Raw genomic sequence first — 17,026 nt, forward strand, 5'->3', positions numbered from 1 at the left:
TGCAAGGGCTCAGGCAGTGCTCTCAGGCGAACGAATAAAACACCCGGAACTGCACCTTGCGCTCGCCCCAGAACTCGGCGGCGTCGCGGAATACGTCGAGCAGCACCTCGCGCCCTTCCTTGTCGAACTTCTGCGCGATCGGCAAGCCTTCCAGCACGATCACAAAGCCCGGCTGCGGGCCTGCCTTGTAGATCATGTCGGTCAGGCAGTCAGCCAGCGCGTCGAAGTTCTTGCCGAAGTGCTTCGGGAAGGTGAACGACGTGGCGATGGTTTCCAGGACCTCAGCCTTGCTCGCGCAATGGGCGCAATTGGCATAGAGGAAATGCTGCCCGAGATCGGCGGCCGCCTGGGCCAGCTCAGGCACGCGGAAGGCGCGGATCGACTGGACGATGTTCGGACGCACCGTCTTGAACAGGTTCATGGCCCCCTCGCTGGTGCCGTCGTTCCAACCGGGACCGGCGGGCATGGCCACGGGCGCGGTCGCGGGCGGGAGTTTTTGCATGAGCTCCTGGCTCGGCATCATCAGCACGTTGTCGTATAGGTTCTGGGCCTGCTGCTGAGCCCGCTGCCAGCCATCTCCGGCGCCGCGCTCTTCGCGGGCGGCAAGGGCGTCGCCCAATCCGAAAATGTCAGTCATCATTTGAGTATCCGTTTGAAGCTGTTGTAGTGATCTTCCGTGTAGTAACAATCGTTGGCAGCGCGTTGTTCTCCGCCGCAGACGATCCGCTTGGCTCCCCGGTTCCGGCTCCTGGCGCTCTTGACCGTGTATTCGCGGTAATACCCGCGTTCACGTTGAGGCAGGATGCGTTCGTAGTTGCCGAATCTCGATCCGTCCTTGTCATACAGGAACGGGCCGCCGGCTTCGATGCGCTCCAGGGTCTGCCGTGCATCGTTGGGCAACTGCTGCACTGCAATGGTTCCCATCCCTTCGGTCTGCACCTGCCGCGCCAGCGTCGGCTGCGCCAGGGCCAGCACCAGCGCCGCGCCGGTCATGGACCGGGCCAGCATGCGCGATGCGTGCCGCATCAGAGAAACTTGGAAACCCACGTTGCTTGTCTTGGTTGAACCGGAAATCGAGCCTGCCGCTGGTTGGGTAGACGATCTGTCCGGGCCACCCTGGCCAGCGCCCTGCGCCACCCGTAGAGGAGCGCGATGGATGCCGGCCGCACCGGGGCGCTCATGGCGAGCGCCTGTATCAAAGGCGTAAGGTTACGCGCATGCACGCAATTAATCAATCCCGGCCCGGCGGCAGCGGTAATTCTTCAATTGTTTCAATATGTTAAGCGTATGTGTGCGCATACTAACCATGCACATATGGACGTAAAAAAAGCCGGGCGAACCCGGCTTTTCGTCACATTGGCCGGCTACCGGCCATACCAAGCGGTTTAGCGCTTGGCAGAGGCATCCACCACGACCAGCGAGGTCATGTTGACGATGCGGCGCACCGTGGCCGACGGCGTCAGGATGTGCACCGGCGCCTTCACGCCCAGCAGGATCGGCCCGATCGCGACGTTGTTGCCCGCGGCAACCTTGAGCAGGTTGTACGAGATATTGGCCGCGTCGATGTTCGGGCACACCAGCAGGTTGGCTTCGCCCTTGAGCGCGCCATCCGGCACCAGCTGGTCGCGCAGCTTCTGGTCGAGCGCGCTGTCGCCGTGCATTTCGCCGTCGATCTCCAGGTCCGGGGCGCGATCGCGCAGGATGGCGAGGGTTTCGCGCATCTTGCGGGCCGAAGGCGCTTCGGACGAACCGAAGTTCGAGTGCGACAGCAGCGCGACCTTGGGCTCGATGCCGAAGCGCTTCAGTTCCTCGGCGGCCATCAGCGTGATCTGGGCCAGCTCTTCGGCGCTCGGGTCGACGTTGACGTGCGTATCCACCAGGAAGATCTGGCGGCCCGGCAGCACCAGGCCATTCATCGCCGCGTAGACCTTGTTGGTGCCGCCCAGCACCTGGTCGATATAGCGCAGGTGCGCCGCGGTGTTGCTGACGGTGCCGCAGATCATGCCGTCGGCCTCGCCCTTGCTCACCAGCATCGCGCCGATCAGCGTGGTGCGGCGGCGCATTTCCAGCTTGGCGTACTCGGGCGTGATGCCCTCGCGCGCCATCATGCGGTAATAGGCGTCGGAATAGTCGCGGAAACGCTCATCGTGCTCGGGGTTGACCACGGTGAAGTCCACGCCGGCGCGCAGGCGCAGGCCGAAGCGCTCGATGCGGTGCTGCAGCACGGCCGGGCGGCCGATCAGGATCGGGTTGGCCAGCTTTTCGTCGACGATCACCTGCACCGCGCGCAGCACGCGCTCTTGCTCGCCTTCGGCGAAGACGATGCGCTTCTTATCCATCTCGACCTTGCGCGCGGCGGCGTAGATCGGCTTCATCAGCGTGCCCGAGTGGTACACGAACTGCTGCAGCTGCAGGCGGTAGGCGTCCATGTCCTCGATCGGACGGGCGGCCACGCCGGACTTCATCGCGGCCTCGGCCACGGCCGGCGCCACCTTGACGATCAGGCGCGGGTCGAACGGCTTCGGAATCAGGTACTCGGGGCCGAACGACAGGTCCTGGATGCCATAGGCAGTGGCGACGATGTCGCTCTGCTCCTGGCGCGCCAGTTCGGCCAGGGCATTGGCCGCGGCGATTTCCATCTCGCGCGTGATGGTGGTGGCGCCGCAATCCAGCGCCCCGCGGAAGATGAACGGGAAGCACAGGACGTTGTTGACCTGGTTCGGGTAGTCGGTGCGTCCGGTGGCCATCACGGCGTCAGGGCGCACTTCCTTGACCAGCTCCGGCGCGATTTCCGGGTTGGGGTTGGCCAGTGCCAGCACCAGCGGCTTGTCGGCCATGCGCTGGACCATGTCCTGCTTGAGCACGCCCGCGGCGGACAGGCCCAGGAAGATGTCGGCACCGTCGATCACTTCGGCCAGCTTGCGCTTGTCGGTCTTTTGCGAGAAGCGCGCCTTTTCCGGGTCCATCAGCTCGGTACGACCCTCATAGACCACGCCGGCCAGGTCCGTCACCCAGATGTTCTCGATCGGCAGGCCGATGTCGACCAGCAGGTCCAGGCAGGCCAGCGCGGCCGCGCCGGCGCCCGAGGCCACCAGCTTGACCTTCTTGATGTCCTTGCCGACCACCTTCAGGCCGTTGATGATGGCCGCGGACACCACGATGGCGGTGCCGTGCTGGTCATCGTGGAAGACGGGGATCTTCATCTTCTCGCGCAGCTTGCGCTCGACGTAGAAGCACTCCGGTGCCTTGATGTCTTCGAGGTTGATGCCGCCGAAGGTGGGCTCCAGCGCGGCGATGATCTGGACCAGCTTTTCCGGGTCCTTCTCATCGACTTCGATATCGAACACGTCGATACCGGCAAACTTCTTGAACAGGCCAGCCTTGCCTTCCATCACCGGCTTGGAAGCCGCGGCGCCAATGTCGCCCAGGCCCAGCACGGCGGTGCCGTTGGTGATCACCGCGACAAGGTTGCCGCGGGCGGTGTAGCGGAAGGAATTGGCCGGATCGGAAACGATCTCTTCACAAGCGGCGGCCACGCCCGGCGAATAGGCCAGGGCCAGGTCGCGCTGGTTCGACAGCGGCTTGGTCGGCGTGACCGAGATCTTGCCGGGGGTGGGAAACTCGTGGTACTCGAGCGCCGCTTTGCGCAGCGCCTCACGCTGCTGCTGTTTCAGATCGTCTTGGGACGGGGACTGCTGAGGGCTGGTCATCGGCGCATCTTCCAATCGGTGGAGCCGTCATTGACGAGGCGGGGGATGATCGGCGGACCGGCTCCACGTGTCCGCCCTTCTCTTCCTTTGGAACCCAGCATTTTATATAGTGAAATACTATTTCACAATAAGCCTTTTACTTGGGGCACCTTTGCGATTCGGTACAATATGCCCCATCCCCCCGGGCAATACCAGCAAGCGTAGCGCCTGCCGGCAGAAGCGGCGTACCGCGCGATGGTCATGGCTGTCGTGCGCGGCAGTATCTTGCTGAAATGCCGGACGCGCCCCATCCTGACGCGCTGCGCACGCGCCGCGGGATTGCCCCGGATCGCCATTCATCTTCGCGCAACGCGCAGCCCCCGATCCGTCCCACCCGGCGGGCGAATCTTCCTGACGACGATGTCCCACGCCCAGCCAGCCCCGCTTTCCGAGTTCGACCTGATCCGCCGCTTTTTCACGCGGCCGGTGCGCAAGGCCGCGCTCGGCGTGGGCGATGACTGCGCGCTGATCGAGGGCCACCCCGGCCACCACCTGGCCATCAGCACCGACATGCTGGTGAGCGGCCGGCATTTCTTCCCGGACGTGGCGCCGCGCTCACTCGGCCACAAGGCCCTGGCCGTGAACCTGTCCGACCTGGCCGCCATGGGCGCCGAGCCGCGCGCCTTCACCCTGGCACTGGCCCTGCCCGAGGCCGACCCCGCCTGGCTGGCCGAACTGGCCGACGGCATGCTGGCGCTGGCCGACGCCCACGGCTGCGAACTGGTCGGCGGTGACACCACGCGCGGCCCGCTGACGCTTTCGCTGACGGTATTCGGCGACGTGCCGCTGCGTGCCGCGCTGCGCCGCGACGCCGCCCGGCCCGGCGACGATATCTGGATTTCCGGCACGCTTGGCGACGCCCGCCTGGCGCTGGGCGACTGCCGCGGCGAATGGCTGCTGCCTGAGCCCGAGTTCAGCCAGGTGCGCCCGCGCATGGACACGCCCACACCGCGCGTGGCGCTGGGCATGGCTCTGCGCGGCGTGGCGCATGCCGCACTCGACATTTCCGACGGCCTGGTCGGCGACCTCGGCCATATCCTGGAACGCTCGCAGGTCGGCGCGCTGGTCGACGTCGATGCGCTGCCGCGCTCGGCAGTGCTGGCCAGCCAGCCCGATGCCATCCAGCGCGAATGCGTGCTGGCCGGTGGCGACGACTACGAATTGTGCTTCACCGCGCCCGCCGGCAGCCGCGACGCCATTGCGGCGATTAGCGAACGCCTGGCGCTGCCGCTCGCACGTGTCGGCGCGATCACGCCCGAGCCCGGCCTGCGGCTGGTCGACAGTACCGGCAACCCGACCCGGTACCAAGGCGCCAGCTTCGACCACTTCGCTGCCCCCTGACACCGGGTCGCGGGCATGTCATGATGCCGGCATCGGCGCGCTGCGCGGGCACGGGAGTCCCGCAAGCATGGCAGCGCAAGCCGGCCATAACCATAAGCAGTATCTGCACACACGAGCCAATTTTGATGTCCACCTTGCCTCCCGGGGCCGCGCCGCGCGACCCCGCCCTGACCCTGGAAGCCGGCCAGACCGTCAAGGTCACGCGCCCGAGCGCGCGCTTCATGCTGGCCCATCCGGCCCACCTGATCGCCTTCGGCTTCGGCTCGGGCCTGTCGCCCGTTGCGCCGGGCACGGTCGGCACGCTCTACGCGTGGCTGTCCTTCGTAGTGATTTCGCTGTGGATCGAGCCCACCACCTGGCTGCGGATCATCGCCGGCGGCTTCCTGGTCGGCCTGTGGGCGTGCGCGCGCACCGCGCGCGACATGGGCGTGCACGACCATGGCAGCATGGTCTGGGACGAGATCGTCGCCTTCTGGCTGGTACTGGCCTTTGTCATGCCGACCGGCTTCTGGGGGCAGTTCGCCGCCTTCCTGTGGTTCCGGCTGTTCGATATCACCAAGCCGGCGCCGATCGGCCACTATGACCGCACGCTCAAGGGCCCGGGCCTGCGCGGCGGCTTTGGCGTGATGTTCGACGACATCTTCGCGGCCTTCTACACGCTGCTGGTGTTTGCGCTGTGGCGCTCGTTCTGAGCCCGTATCGCCAGCCATTGCAAGCTGATTCCCCTCAAAACTACCTGTATCCACCATGTCTGTCAGCCGCCTGCTCGACCAGCTCGCCATCCAGGCCGGCGTCGCCCTTGCCGACAAATCCCTGATGCTGGCCACTGCCGAATCCTGCACCGGCGGGCTGGTGGCTGCCGCCATTACCGATGTATCCGGCTCGTCCGGCTGGTTCGAGCGCGGCTTCGTCACCTATTCCAATGAGGCCAAGTCCACCATGCTGGGCGTGCCGGCCAAGCTGATCCGCGACCACGGCGCGGTCAGCGAGGAAGTGGCGCGCGCCATGGCCGAAGGCGCGCTGCTGAACAGCCGCGCCCAGGTGGCGCTGTCGATCACCGGCGTGGCCGGGCCCAACGGCGGCACCCCGGAAAAGCCGGTGGGCATGGTCTGCTTCGGCTGGAGCAACCGCATCACCACCCATACCGAGACCCAGCGCTTTCGCGGCGACCGCGGCCAGATCCGCCGGCAGGCGGCCGAGCATGCCATGCGGGGACTGCTGGAGCTGATCCGGAACGAGGCCTGAGGCCGGCGCCCGGCAACCTCCGCCCAATAAAAAACCGCGCCGTTTCTGGCGCGGTTTTTTATTGTCTACGCCCGGTTTCAGCCGTGGCGATAGCGATTGATGGTCTCCCGCGTCTGCAGCGCGACATTGCGCGCCGCCGCCGCAAAATCCTTCTCGCGGCTGGCGTAGAGGATGGCGCGCGACGAGTTGATCATCATGCCGGTGCCGTCCGCGGTGCGCCCCGCCTTGACCGTGGCCTCGATGTCGCCACCCTGGGCGCCGATGCCCGGGATCAGCAGCGGCATGTCGCCGACGATCTGGCGCACCCGCGCGATCTCGTTGGGGAAGGTTGCGCCGACCACCAGGCCCATCTGGCCGGTGGTGTTCCAGCGCTCGCGCGCGGCCTCGGCCACCAGCTGGTACAGCGGCTTGCCGTCAACCTGCAGGAACTGCACGTCCGAGCCGCCCGGGTTGGAGGTGCGGCACAACACGATCACGCCGCGATCCGGATAGGCCAGGTACGGCTGCATCGAATCGAAGCCCATGTACGGGCTGACCGTGACCGCGTCGGCATGGTAGCGCTCGAAGGCCTCCAGCGCGTAGTGCTCGGCGGTCGAGCCGATGTCGCCGCGCTTGGCGTCCAGGATCACCGGGATACCGGGGTGGGCATCGTGGATATAGTGGATCAGCTGCTCGAGCTGGTCTTCGGCGCGCTGCGAGTGGAAGTACGCAATCTGCGGCTTGAAGGCGCAGACCAGGTCGGCGGTGGCGTCAACGATCTCGCGGCAGAACGAAAAGATGGCGCCGCCCGCCCCGGTCAGGGACAGCGGCAGCTTCTGCGGGTCAGGATCGAGCCCGACGCACAGGAGGGAATCGTTGCGCTGCCAGGCGGCAGCAAGCTGCTCGGTGAAAGTCATGGGTACTCGGAATATCCTGGTGGCGCCGGCGCCCCATTGGCCCGGCCGGCGCGGTTGGCCACAGCGGCGTGAAAACCTTTCATCCCTGCAGCATATGTCGCTTCCGGCAATTTTACCCGCTACGTGCTATGGTTTTGCGCTTCCTCTCAAAACAAAGCGCGGCATGACGCACAGCCGCGTCCCGTCATGTCTCTCGATCGCCGCGGTATCTTCCTGCTTGTCGTGCTCACGCTTGCCTGGGGCATCAACTGGCCCATCATGAAGGTAGGCGTAGCGCACTTTCCGGCACTGGGCTTCCGCCTGCTGTGCATGGCGGGCGGGCTGGTGGCGCTGGGGCTGGCGTTGCGGCTGCGCGGCGATTCCCTGGCCCTGCCGCGGCGCGAATGGGGCACGGTGGTCCGCCTGGCCATTCCCAACATGGTGGTCTGGCACCTGTTTGCGATCTGCGCGGTCAAGATGCTGTCCTCGGGCCGGGCCGCCATCCTGGGCTACACCATGCCGATCTGGGCAGTGGTCTGGGGCCTGGTGTTCTTCCGCGAGCGCATCGGCGCCTGGGCCTGGCTGGGCATCGGCTGCGCGCTGGCCGGCACGGTGCTGCTGCTTTCCGGCGAGCTCGCCGCGCTGACCGGCAGCCCGGCCGGCACGCTGCTGATGCTGCTGGCCGCGGCCGGCTGGGGCTTCGGCACCCAATTGATAAAACGCACCCCGACCGACGTGCCCATCGGCGCCATGACGTTCTGGATGCTGGCCGTGACCCTGCCCTTCCTGGCGGTCGGCTCGCTGCTGCTGGAAGACGGCTGGCGCATGCCCACCGCCGTCGAATGGGGCGCCATCGCCTACAACGCGGTGGTGGTCTTCGCCTTCTGCCACCTGGTCTGGTTCGGGCTGGCGCGCAGCCTGCCGCCGGTGGTGTCGAGCCTGTCGATCATGTTCATTCCGGTGGTCGGCGTGTTCTCGGGCATGTGGATGCTGGGCGAGCAGCCGCACTGGCAGGACTACGCCGCGATCGTGCTGATGTTCCTGGCGCTGTCCTCGGTGATGCTGGCGCCGCTGCTTTGGCGCCGGTTGCAGGGCGCGCCGGGCTGATCGCCGGGTGGGCGCGCCGCCGGTCGTGAGCGGGCAACAGCGGGCCGCGTGCGCGGAGATTTCACTTAACAAGCCACCCTACGTTGGGCTACACTCGCGGCCATCACAATCCCGGAGAAATTACGTGGGCAGTAGCATCGGGTGTTCGAGTTGCCGCAGCAGCGCTGCGACCTCTGCGAATGCCATGTCACTGCGGGCTGCGTAACGACGACCCGCCCGGAGCACCCGGCTCCGCGCCTCGTCGGCCTCGCCCGCAGCAGAACACTGCGGGCGAGTGTCTTTCCGTGCCACCGGCGGCGCCATCCATGCGCGCCGCATCGCGTGCGGATCTTCCCTCTCCCGGCTAGCCAGCCAACCCAGGCAAACGCCATCGCCTTGTACCGCCGTGCCGAACGGCAGCCGCGGTACAGCGCGATCACGCTTGCCCGTGGCCCGGCCCTGGCAGGGCGCCTTCCGGCGTCTCGCCAGGCCATGCAGGGCATGACGGACTACCTGGGAATGCGGCGAGCCGCCTGCGCTTGTCTTCGCGCTTGTCTTTGTTTTTCGTCGCAATCAGCAATAAGGAATCCCGGGGATGATCAACCTGTTCGTCCTGCAGAAAGGCCGGCTTGCCCAGGAGCAGGTCGACGAGCGCAATGAGCTGCTGCAGCACAAGCCGATCTGGATCGATGTCGTCAATCCCGACGACGAGGAACTGAACTGGATCAAGGAAGCCTATGGCGTCGCCCTTCCCGAACTGGAAGACCTGGGCGACCTGGAAGCGTCCGCGCGATATTTCGAGGGCGAGGACGAGAATATCCATATCCGCACCGACTTCCTGCTGGACGAGGAAGAGGCCTTGTCGCGCAACGTGCGCGTGGCTTTCGTGCTGACGCGCGACGTGCTGTTCTCCATCCACGACGAAGACCTGCCGGTGTTCCGGCTGGTGCGGCTGCGCGCACGCATGCGCCCGGGCTCGGTGCGCAATGCCAAGGACGTGCTGATGGACCTGTACGCGACCGACGCCGAGTATTCCGCCGACTCGATCGAGGAAATCTACGAGCGGCTCGAAGAAGCGAGCCGCCGCGTGCTGGCCGAGAACGTGACCGATGCCGCCGCGGCCGACGTGCTGGAAACCATCGCCCGCGAGGAAGACTTGAACGGGCGCATCCGCCGCAACGTGATGGACACGCGCCGCGCGGTGTCCTTCCTGATGCGCAGCCAGCTGCTGTCGGCCGAGCAGCAGGACGAGGCCCGCCAGATCCTGCGCGACATCGACTCGATCGAGAACCACACCGCGTTCCTGTTCGACAAGATCAACTTCCTGATGGACGCGACCGTCGGTTTCATCAACATCAACCAGAACAAGATCATCAAACTGTTCTCGGTGGTGTCGGTGGCGCTGATGCCGCCCACGCTGATCGCCAGCATCTACGGCATGAACTTCAAGTTCATGCCGGAGCTGGACTGGGGCGCGGGCTATCCGTGGGCGATTGCGCTGATGGCGGTGTCGGCGGCGATTCCGCTGGTGTATTTCCGCAGGAAGGGGTGGCTGAGCTGAGGCGCTGAATCTGCCGCTGCCTTGCTCCCTTCTCCCACAAGTGGGAGAGGGGAGCAAGCCCTCAGTCGGGCAGCGTGGCTGCCCCCATCCGCCGCGCGATGATTCCCGCCTTGGCGCGGAAATTCACGCGCACGTTGGCGCAGTATTCCTTCTTGTCGAAGCACTTGGGCGCCGGCAGCGCCGCGGCCAGGCGCGCGGACTGGCCCACGCTGAGCTTGTCGGCGCTGGTGCGGAAGTAGTGCTGCGCCGCGGCCTGCGCGCCGAACACGCCCTCGCCCCACTCCACCGAATTCAGGTAGATCTCGTAGATGCGCTGCTTGTCCAGCCAGAACTCGAGCATCCACGTGATGGCCAGCTCCTGGCCCTTGCGCAGGTAGTGCTGCTCGGACGACAGGAACAGGTTCTTGGCCAGCTGCTGCGTGATGGTGGAACCGCCGCGCACGATGCGCCCGCGCTTCTTGTTGCGCTCCCAGGCATCGAGCATGGCATCCAGCTCATAGCCCGGATGGTTGACGAAGTCGGCGTCCTCGCTGGCGATCACCGCGCGCTTGAGGTTGCGCGAGATGCGGTCGTACGGCACCCATTGCCGGTCGATGCCGCAGTTCCAGACGTTGATGCCGCACAGGCGCCAGCGCTCGGCGCGCATGAACGTGGTCGTCGTAGGATTGATGTATTGCCAGCTTGCGATCTGCATGAAGAAGTACAGCTGCATCGCCACCACGCCCGCCGCCACGCAGCCCAGCAGGTAGCCGAGCCAGCGGACCGGGTTGAACACCGTGCGTGCGGGGGCTGCGCCGCGGCTGGCGCTGGCTGCGCGGTTGCGGTTGGCCACGGCTGGCGGCGCCCCGGTCAGCCCTTGCGTTCGGCCTGCAGCGCGGCGCGCAGCTCGGCCAGCACAGGGGCGGTGCGGGGGCGCACGCCGCGCCAGATGTAGAACGCTTCAGCCGCCTGTTCGACCAGCATGCCCAGGCCGTCGCTGGTGCGCGCGCCACAGCGCGCGGCGAACTGCAGGAACACCGTGGGCTCGGCGCCGTACATCATGTCGTAGGCCAGCACGCCTTCGCCCAGCAGGAACTCGGGTACCGGCGGCACTTCGCCATGCAGGCTGCTGGACGACGCGTTGATCACCACGTCGACGGCTTCGTCCTCGGACAGCCCGTCGAGCGCATCGAGCCCGCCGCCCCACAGCTCCACGCCGTACTGGTCGGCGGCTTCGACAAACTCTTCCAGCATGTCGCTCGCGCGCGACGCGGTGCGGTTGGCCACCACGATGCGCGACGGCCGGCATTCGATCAGCGGCAGCATCGCGCCCATGGCGGCGCCGCCGGCGCCCAGCAGCAGCACGCGCTTGCCTTCGATCAGCGTGTCGAGGTTGTCCTGGATATCGCGCACCAGGCCGATGCCGTCGGTGTTGTCGCCGTGGATCAGGCCCTCTTCGATCCACAGCGTGTTGACCGCGCCGGCGGCCTCGGCGCGCTCGGTCAGGCGGTCGGCCAGGTCATAGGCCTCCAGCTTGAACGGCACCGTCACGTTGCAGCCGTAGCCGCCCTCGGCAAAGAACTGGCGCACGGCATCGGCAAACCCGTCCAGCGGCGCCTCCAGGCGGTCGTACTGCACGGCTTCGCCGGTCTGGCGCGCAAAGGCGGCGTGGATCGCCGGCGAACGGCTGTGCGCAACCGGGTTGCCGATCACCACATAGCGGTCGGAAGTGGCTTGGGAAGAATCAGTGGATGTCATCAGCGTGCCTGCAAGCGGGTTTCCAGCCCGCTGCGCGAAAACTTGAAAGTGGAAATGACTTCGAGGATGTCCTGGCGCGACGCCATCTCGGCGGTAAAGGGGCCGAACGGCGCGGCCGCGCGCACGATCGCCACGGCCTGGCGGTCCAGCGCGGGATCGCCCGAGCTCTTGACCACGTCGATGGCGTCGACGTTGTAGCCGTCGCGGTTGTAGCCGAGCTTGCCGAGCCGGTTGACGTTGATCACCAGGATCAGCTGGCCGTACAGCGGCTTGCCGTTGCGTTGCGGGAAGTCAGTGGTGCCGCGCGCCTCGATCTTGTGGCGCAGGCGGTCGTAGTATTGCGCGTAGTCGACCGCCTGGGCACTGGTGGCGGTCAGCTGGAAGCGCTTGGGTCGCTTGGCGTAGTGGTCCAGGTTGCGGCCGATCTCGGCCTCCAGCCTGGCCATCTCGTCGGTCGAGGTGCGCTCGTCCTGGCCGCGCTGCGGGGTGTCCTGGCGCTTCTCGCCGGGCTTGAGCGGCTGGTTGCGCACCGACGGCGCGGCCTCGCGCGACTGGGTCAGCAGGCGTTGCTGCTCCTGTTCCAGCTGCTCGACGCGGCGCTGCACCTGGCGCACCAGGTCGCCTTCCTGCGTCTGGGTCTGCGCGGGCAGCGGCGTGGTGGCGCGCTGCAGGTCATGGTCGCCGCCGCCGTCCAGGTTGGCTTGCGCCAGCGCGGTCGGGTTGCGCGGCTTCTGCGCCGACTTGGCATTGACCAGCACCACGTCCAGCGCGGCATCGCTGCGCTTGATCTCGAACACCTCGGGCGCGGCCACCCGCACCATCAGCAGCAGCACGTGCACGGCCACGGAAATGGCCAGCGCCTTGGCCAGCGTACTGCTGTTGTGCCACCTGGCATGCCACCAGTGGCGGGGAGCGGCGAGTGTGGCGTTCACGATGGATGGAGGGTGGCTGAAGGGTGGGCGGCGGCCCGAACCGGTCCGGGCCGGCGGCCTGGCAAGACCGGGGCCGCGGACCCCGGATCAGACAGGCATTGTAAGTGAGCGCCGCCGATTTCCGAAGGCTTCAGCCGACCGCCGGGGTGCCGGTGTCGCGCTCGCCCGACGCCGCGCCGGCATCGTCGTCGCCCGCTTCGGCCGGGGCTTCGTCCGAGACCCCGGCGGCCTGCTCGGCCGCTTCCTCGGCGGCCGCGTCGGCAGCGGCTTCGGCGGACAGCTCCGCGGCTTCCTCGTCGCTTTCCAGCTCTTCCTCGGGCACTTCGCCTTCACCGGCGAAGATCTCCAGCACCCGGCACGACACTTCCAGCGTGATCTCGTCGGTCTCGCCGATCTCCAGCAGCACCTGCGTGCCGCGCTGCGCCTGCACCAGTTCGGGCACGCGCGTGACCAGCGGGATCTCGGTAAAGCGCACCGCGCCTTCCTTGAGCACCGAGGCCACCATGCGCTCGCGCTTTTCCTGCTTGAGCCAGCGCAGGCACCAGTAGCGCTCCATGGTCGACTGGTGGTCGGCGTAGGCGGCGTAAGTGCCTTCGAAGTCCGCCACCGCGGCCAGCAGGTCGGCGTCCTTGGGCTTGAACGGCGCCACCAGCTTGGCGGTTACGCCGTGCTGGGCCACCGCCAGGATCTGCCACTGGTTGACCAGGTCGACATAGCGGCGCAGCGGCGAGGTGCTCCAAGCGTACTGCGCCACGCCCAGGCCCTCGTGCGGTGCCGGGTAGGTCTGCATGCGGGTGCGGTGCATGCCCCACGCCTTCTGCGTGCGGTAGATGCCCGGCACGCCGTTGTCGGCCAGCAGCTTGCCCCAGGTGCTGTTGGCCAGGATCATCAGCTCGGCAACGATCTTGTCCAGCGGCGAGCCGCGCTTGCGCTGTTCGATGCGCACGCGCTGGCTGCCGTCGGCCTGGTCGTCCAGGTAGAAATTGAAGTCGGCGCGGTTGTGGGTCTCGGGGCGCAGGCCGCTGGCCAGGCGCGCCTTCTGGCGCTCGTCGTACAGGTAGCCGGCAAAGTGCCACAGCTGCGTCAGCGCGTCGCGGAACGGGTAGTCGCCGGTGCCCGCGGCAAGCGCAGCCTCGGTGATGACATCGTCGAGCAGGTTGTGGCGCAGGTTGGCGGCGATCGGCACCATCTCGGCGCGGGTCTCGCTGCCGGTGATCAGCCACACGGTCGGGTCCACCGTCACATACAGCGACAGCGCCGGGCACGTGCGCCCTTCCTGCAGCGTGTAGCGCTCCACCACGGCGTCGGGCAGCATGGTGATCTTGTCGCCCGGGAAATAGACCGTGGACAGCCGCTGGCGCGCGACCGCATCGAGCGGTTCGCTGCGGCGAATGCCCAGCGCGGGCGCGGCGATATGGATGCCGATGCGCAGCTTGCCGTCGGGCAGCCTGGTCACGGACAGCGCATCGTCGATCTCGGTGGTGGTGACGTCGTCGATCGAGAATGCCTCCACGTCGGCCACCGGCAGGTCGGCGGGCGGCTCGGGCACGTCGGTTTCCGGAAAGCCCGTGCCCTTGGGGAAGCACTCGGCCAGGAACTTGGCCTCATGCAGCGCGCGCGCACTGGCGACGCCGCCGGCGGCCACCATCAGCCGCATCGGGGTCATGCCCAGCGCGGTGCAGGCGGCGTCCATGGCCTTGTATTCCAGGCTGTTCTTGTCCGGCTTGAACAGCAGCTGCAGCACCTTGTTGCGGAAGGTCTCAGGCAGCGTCAGCGCCTTGAGCTGCTCTTCGTACTCGGCCTGCACCAGCGCCTGCTGGCGCTTGCGCTCGAGCGCGGCCAGCGCCGCCTTGAGCTGGTCTTCGGGCGCGCGCTGGTAGCGGCCGCGCCCCTTGCGGCGGAAGTACACCGGGTTGCCGTGCAGCGCCATCGCCAGCGCCGCCTGCTGCACCGGGCCGGGCTCGGCGCCGTAGTACTCGGCGGCCAGCTCGGTGAAGCCGAATTCAGCCTCGGGCGCGCATTCCCACAGGAAGTCCAGGTCGATCTCGGCCATCATGTCGCCGGTCTGGCGCACCAGCTCGATTGCCGACGGCTGCGCGAACTGCAGCAGCACGTCGCGCGACTTGACCTTGGTACGCTTGCCGGCTGGCAGCTCCACCTGGTAAGCCTCGCCCTGCTGGTTCAGCACGGTGCCGGCGCGGATTTCGCCGCCTTCTTCGAACAGCAACTGCATCGATCGGTACTTTCAGAAATGCGCGGAACCGCGTCTGGCCGCCAAGAGGCAGCGCCGGGGCGGGTCCTGTGGGAGAAATGGTGCAACCGGGCGCAAATGCGTGCGAACGGAAGCGAGTGCGGCGCGCGGCGTGCAAATCGCTGGCCGCGGGCCACGCCGTATCGATACGGCCTGAGACGTGGAATGATACCGCACCCCGCTCCGGCGCCTGCGGGGGCCGGCGCCCCGGCGGGGTGCGTGCACCCACGCAGTTCAGAGCGACATGCCGCCGCTGGCCTCGATCGCCACGCCGTTGACGTAGCTGGCGTCGTCGCTGGCCAGGAAGGCGTAGATGCTGGCGATCTCGGCCGGCTCGGCCAGGCGGCGCAGCCAGCACGACGATTTCATGCCGTCCAGCACCTTTTCCGGCACGGTCTGCAGGATCTCGGTATTGACGAAGCCCGGGCACACCGCGTTCACGCGCACGCCCTTGGGGCCCAGCTCGCGCGCCCAGGTCTTGGTAAAGCCGATCACGCCGAACTTGCTGGCGGCGTAGTTGGTCTGGCCGAAGTTGCCGTACAGGCCGACCACGCTGGAAGCGTTCAGGATCACGCCCTTGCCCTGCTCGCTCATCAGGCCGGCCACGGCCTGCGCGCAGTTGAACACGCCCTTCAGGTTGACGTCGATGACGGCATCGAACTGGGCCTCGGTCATCTTGCCCAGGCGTGCATCCTTGGTGATGCCGGCGTTATTGACGAGGATGTCGACGCGTTCGTGCGCGGCCAGCACGGCGGCCACCATGGCATCGACTTCGTCGCGCCGGGTCACGTCGACGCGGTAGGCCGACACGGTGGCGCCGGTGGCGGCCAGCTTGTCGGCGGCCTCGCGCACGCGCGCTTCCTGCACGTCGCACAGGACGACAATGGCGCCGTCGGCGGCAAAGCGCTGCGCGGTGGCAAACCCGATGCCGGCGGCGGCACCGGTGATGATGGCAACCCGACCCTGCAGTTTCATCTCGTGGTCTCTTTCTTGGTTTCGGTAGTGTGTGTAGAGGGGCTTCGGTCTGTAGTCCGCAAATACCTGGGATGCGGAATCGCCTCGGTCCCCGGGGATGGCCGCGACAGCAGGTCCGGCAGGAACACTTCTGTCACGAGCATGACGCCGTCGCCGCGCCGGAACACCGAGCGCCGCGCCGGCAGCATGGGCAGTGGCGCCATGGCCGGCAGCACACGCTGCAAGGCCTGGCGCAGCGGATGGTGCGGCAGCAGCCGCGCAAACTGGAACGGCTCGCGCGCCACCGCCGGGTCGACAAACAGCCGGCCGCCCAGCGGGCGCTCGCCCAGCCCGCGCAGGAACGGCCAGTCGCGGCGCGCATGGCGCTGGCGCACCACAGTATGGGCAAATATGGCGGGAATATCGTCGCAGATCAGCAGCACCTCGCGCGTCAGCGCGGGGGTGCGGTCGTGCTGGCCCAGCACCTGCCATTCATCGGCGAGCGGGCGCTGCGGGCGCTGCAGCAGGCGCGCCACGCGAAAGCGCTCCGATGCTGCCACCAGGCGCGCGGTCAGCGAGCCGTCGTCACCGGTCACCCAGCGCCGCAGGTTGGGCGTGATGGCTGCATCAAAGGCCAGGTGCGGGCTCCAGCTGCAGCGGCGCGCGGACTGCGCGCTCATGCCGGGCCTGTGCCCGCCGGCACCTTGCCGGGGCCATAGCCGCAGAAGGCGAGCACATCGTCGACGTAGTCGGCAAATTCGCTGATGCCGTGGTCGCTGCCCTCGATCACGCGGATGTTTGCGCCCGGGCAGGCCGCGACCATCTCACGGTAGTCCAGCACTTCGTCGCCGGTGGCGGCGAGCAGGTAATAGCGTCCGGGATCGGTAATGGTGTCCACGCGCAGGTCCAGCAATTCCTGCAGATGGCGGCGCTCGACCGTGACCGAGCCGCCGCCGTGCCACAGCGGCTGCTCGCCCAGGTACGCTTCCAGGTCGGTCCAGGGATGGATGGCCGGATTGAGCAGCACGGTCCTGCAGCCATGGCGCTCGCCCAGCCAGCGGGCATAGAAGCCACCCAGCGACGAGCCGACGATGGCGATCTCCTGGTCGCCGCCGGCCTGCGCGGCGCGGATCGCGGCCTGCGCCTGGGCAATGGCCATTTCGGGCGAGACATTGAGCGCGGGGCAGGCGTAGTAGCGGCCCACGCCCCACTCGCGCATGCGCTCCTGCACCAGCCGGGCCTTGAACGACTGGGGCGAGGAGCGGAATCCGTGCAGGTACAGCAGCATGGTGGTC

The 17,026-nt window shown here is 67.3% G+C and carries 16 protein-coding genes; 5 read left to right on the top strand and 11 right to left on the bottom strand.

What is annotated here, in order from left to right; translation table 11 throughout:
• Positions 1-22 precede the first annotated feature (22 nt).
• The 3 genes from AC3WQZ_RS18540 to AC3WQZ_RS18550 form a co-directional block, all read right to left on the bottom strand.
• Positions 23-640: a barstar family protein gene (locus AC3WQZ_RS18540; RefSeq protein WP_010813204.1), complete on the bottom strand. Its 618-nt coding sequence runs from the start codon at positions 638-640 to the stop codon at positions 23-25.
• A complete protein-coding gene (locus AC3WQZ_RS18545) occupies positions 637-1,008 on the bottom strand; it encodes a guanyl-specific ribonuclease (protein ID WP_011616017.1) in 372 nt (123 codons plus the stop codon). The genes AC3WQZ_RS18540 and AC3WQZ_RS18545 overlap by 4 nt, the downstream gene beginning before the upstream one ends.
• A gap of 377 nt (positions 1,009-1,385) precedes the next feature.
• A complete protein-coding gene (locus tag AC3WQZ_RS18550) occupies positions 1,386-3,710 on the bottom strand; it encodes an NADP-dependent malic enzyme (RefSeq protein ID WP_010813202.1) in 2,325 nt (774 codons plus the stop codon).
• 399 nt (positions 3,711-4,109) lie between these two features.
• Here AC3WQZ_RS18550 and thiL point away from each other — a divergent pair, with 399 nt between their 5' ends.
• From thiL to AC3WQZ_RS18565, 3 genes are all read left to right on the top strand, one after another.
• Complete coding sequence (gene thiL / locus AC3WQZ_RS18555) at positions 4,110-5,090, top strand: thiamine-phosphate kinase (protein WP_492301012.1); 981 nt, start codon at positions 4,110-4,112, stop codon at positions 5,088-5,090.
• Between the two features lie 125 nt (positions 5,091-5,215).
• Positions 5,216-5,782, top strand: a complete 567-nt coding sequence (locus AC3WQZ_RS18560; protein ID WP_492301014.1) for a phosphatidylglycerophosphatase A family protein — start codon at positions 5,216-5,218, stop codon at positions 5,780-5,782.
• Between the two features lie 55 nt (positions 5,783-5,837).
• Positions 5,838-6,335 (top strand): CinA family protein, encoded by a 498-nt coding sequence (locus tag AC3WQZ_RS18565; protein WP_010813199.1) that lies wholly within the window; start codon positions 5,838-5,840, stop codon positions 6,333-6,335.
• 77 nt (positions 6,336-6,412) lie between these two features.
• Here AC3WQZ_RS18565 and pyrF read toward each other — a convergent pair whose 3' ends face one another.
• A complete protein-coding gene (gene pyrF / locus AC3WQZ_RS18570; protein WP_010813198.1) occupies positions 6,413-7,231 on the bottom strand; it encodes an orotidine-5'-phosphate decarboxylase in 819 nt (272 codons plus the stop codon).
• A 186-nt stretch (positions 7,232-7,417) separates the two neighbouring features.
• On the opposite strand from pyrF, the gene AC3WQZ_RS18575 reads away from it, so the two are divergent.
• Positions 7,418-8,317 carry a DMT family transporter gene (locus AC3WQZ_RS18575; RefSeq protein WP_011616020.1) on the top strand — a complete coding sequence of 300 codons (900 nt, stop codon included), beginning with the start codon at positions 7,418-7,420 and terminating at the stop codon, positions 8,315-8,317.
• Between the two features lie 574 nt (positions 8,318-8,891).
• On the top strand, positions 8,892-9,857 hold the full coding sequence (gene corA / locus AC3WQZ_RS18580) for a magnesium/cobalt transporter CorA (protein ID WP_010813196.1): 966 nt from the start codon (positions 8,892-8,894) through the stop codon (positions 9,855-9,857).
• A gap of 61 nt (positions 9,858-9,918) precedes the next feature.
• Here the strand turns inward: corA and mtgA are convergent, their stop codons facing one another.
• The 7 genes from mtgA to AC3WQZ_RS18615 all read right to left on the bottom strand — a co-directional run bounded on the left by mtgA (position 9,919) and on the right by AC3WQZ_RS18615 (position 17,019).
• The gene (gene mtgA / locus AC3WQZ_RS18585) at positions 9,919-10,569 is read right to left on the bottom strand and encodes a monofunctional biosynthetic peptidoglycan transglycosylase (protein ID WP_051398538.1); all 651 of its coding nucleotides are present in this window, start codon (positions 10,567-10,569) and stop codon (positions 9,919-9,921) included.
• 137 nt (positions 10,570-10,706) lie between these two features.
• Positions 10,707-11,594, bottom strand: coding sequence for a shikimate dehydrogenase (gene aroE, locus AC3WQZ_RS18590; RefSeq protein ID WP_010813194.1), 888 nt, complete (start codon positions 11,592-11,594; stop codon positions 10,707-10,709).
• On the bottom strand, positions 11,594-12,526 hold the full coding sequence (locus AC3WQZ_RS18595) for an energy transducer TonB family protein (RefSeq protein WP_010813193.1): 933 nt from the start codon (positions 12,524-12,526) through the stop codon (positions 11,594-11,596). Before AC3WQZ_RS18595 ends, aroE begins: the two co-directional genes overlap by 1 nt.
• A 130-nt stretch (positions 12,527-12,656) precedes the next feature.
• A complete protein-coding gene (locus tag AC3WQZ_RS18600) occupies positions 12,657-14,759 on the bottom strand; it encodes a ribonuclease catalytic domain-containing protein (protein ID WP_010813192.1) in 2,103 nt (700 codons plus the stop codon).
• A gap of 252 nt (positions 14,760-15,011) precedes the next feature.
• Complete coding sequence (gene fabG / locus AC3WQZ_RS18605; protein ID WP_010813191.1) at positions 15,012-15,752, bottom strand: 3-oxoacyl-ACP reductase FabG; 741 nt, start codon at positions 15,750-15,752, stop codon at positions 15,012-15,014.
• A complete protein-coding gene (locus AC3WQZ_RS18610) occupies positions 15,749-16,411 on the bottom strand; it encodes a chorismate--pyruvate lyase family protein (protein WP_010813190.1) in 663 nt (220 codons plus the stop codon). The genes fabG and AC3WQZ_RS18610 overlap by 4 nt, the downstream gene beginning before the upstream one ends.
• A complete protein-coding gene (locus AC3WQZ_RS18615; protein ID WP_010813189.1) occupies positions 16,408-17,019 on the bottom strand; it encodes a YqiA/YcfP family alpha/beta fold hydrolase in 612 nt (203 codons plus the stop codon). The genes AC3WQZ_RS18610 and AC3WQZ_RS18615 overlap by 4 nt, the downstream gene beginning before the upstream one ends.
• Positions 17,020-17,026 lie beyond the last annotated feature (7 nt).

This window comes from Cupriavidus sp. FW305-26 (assembly GCF_058787975.1).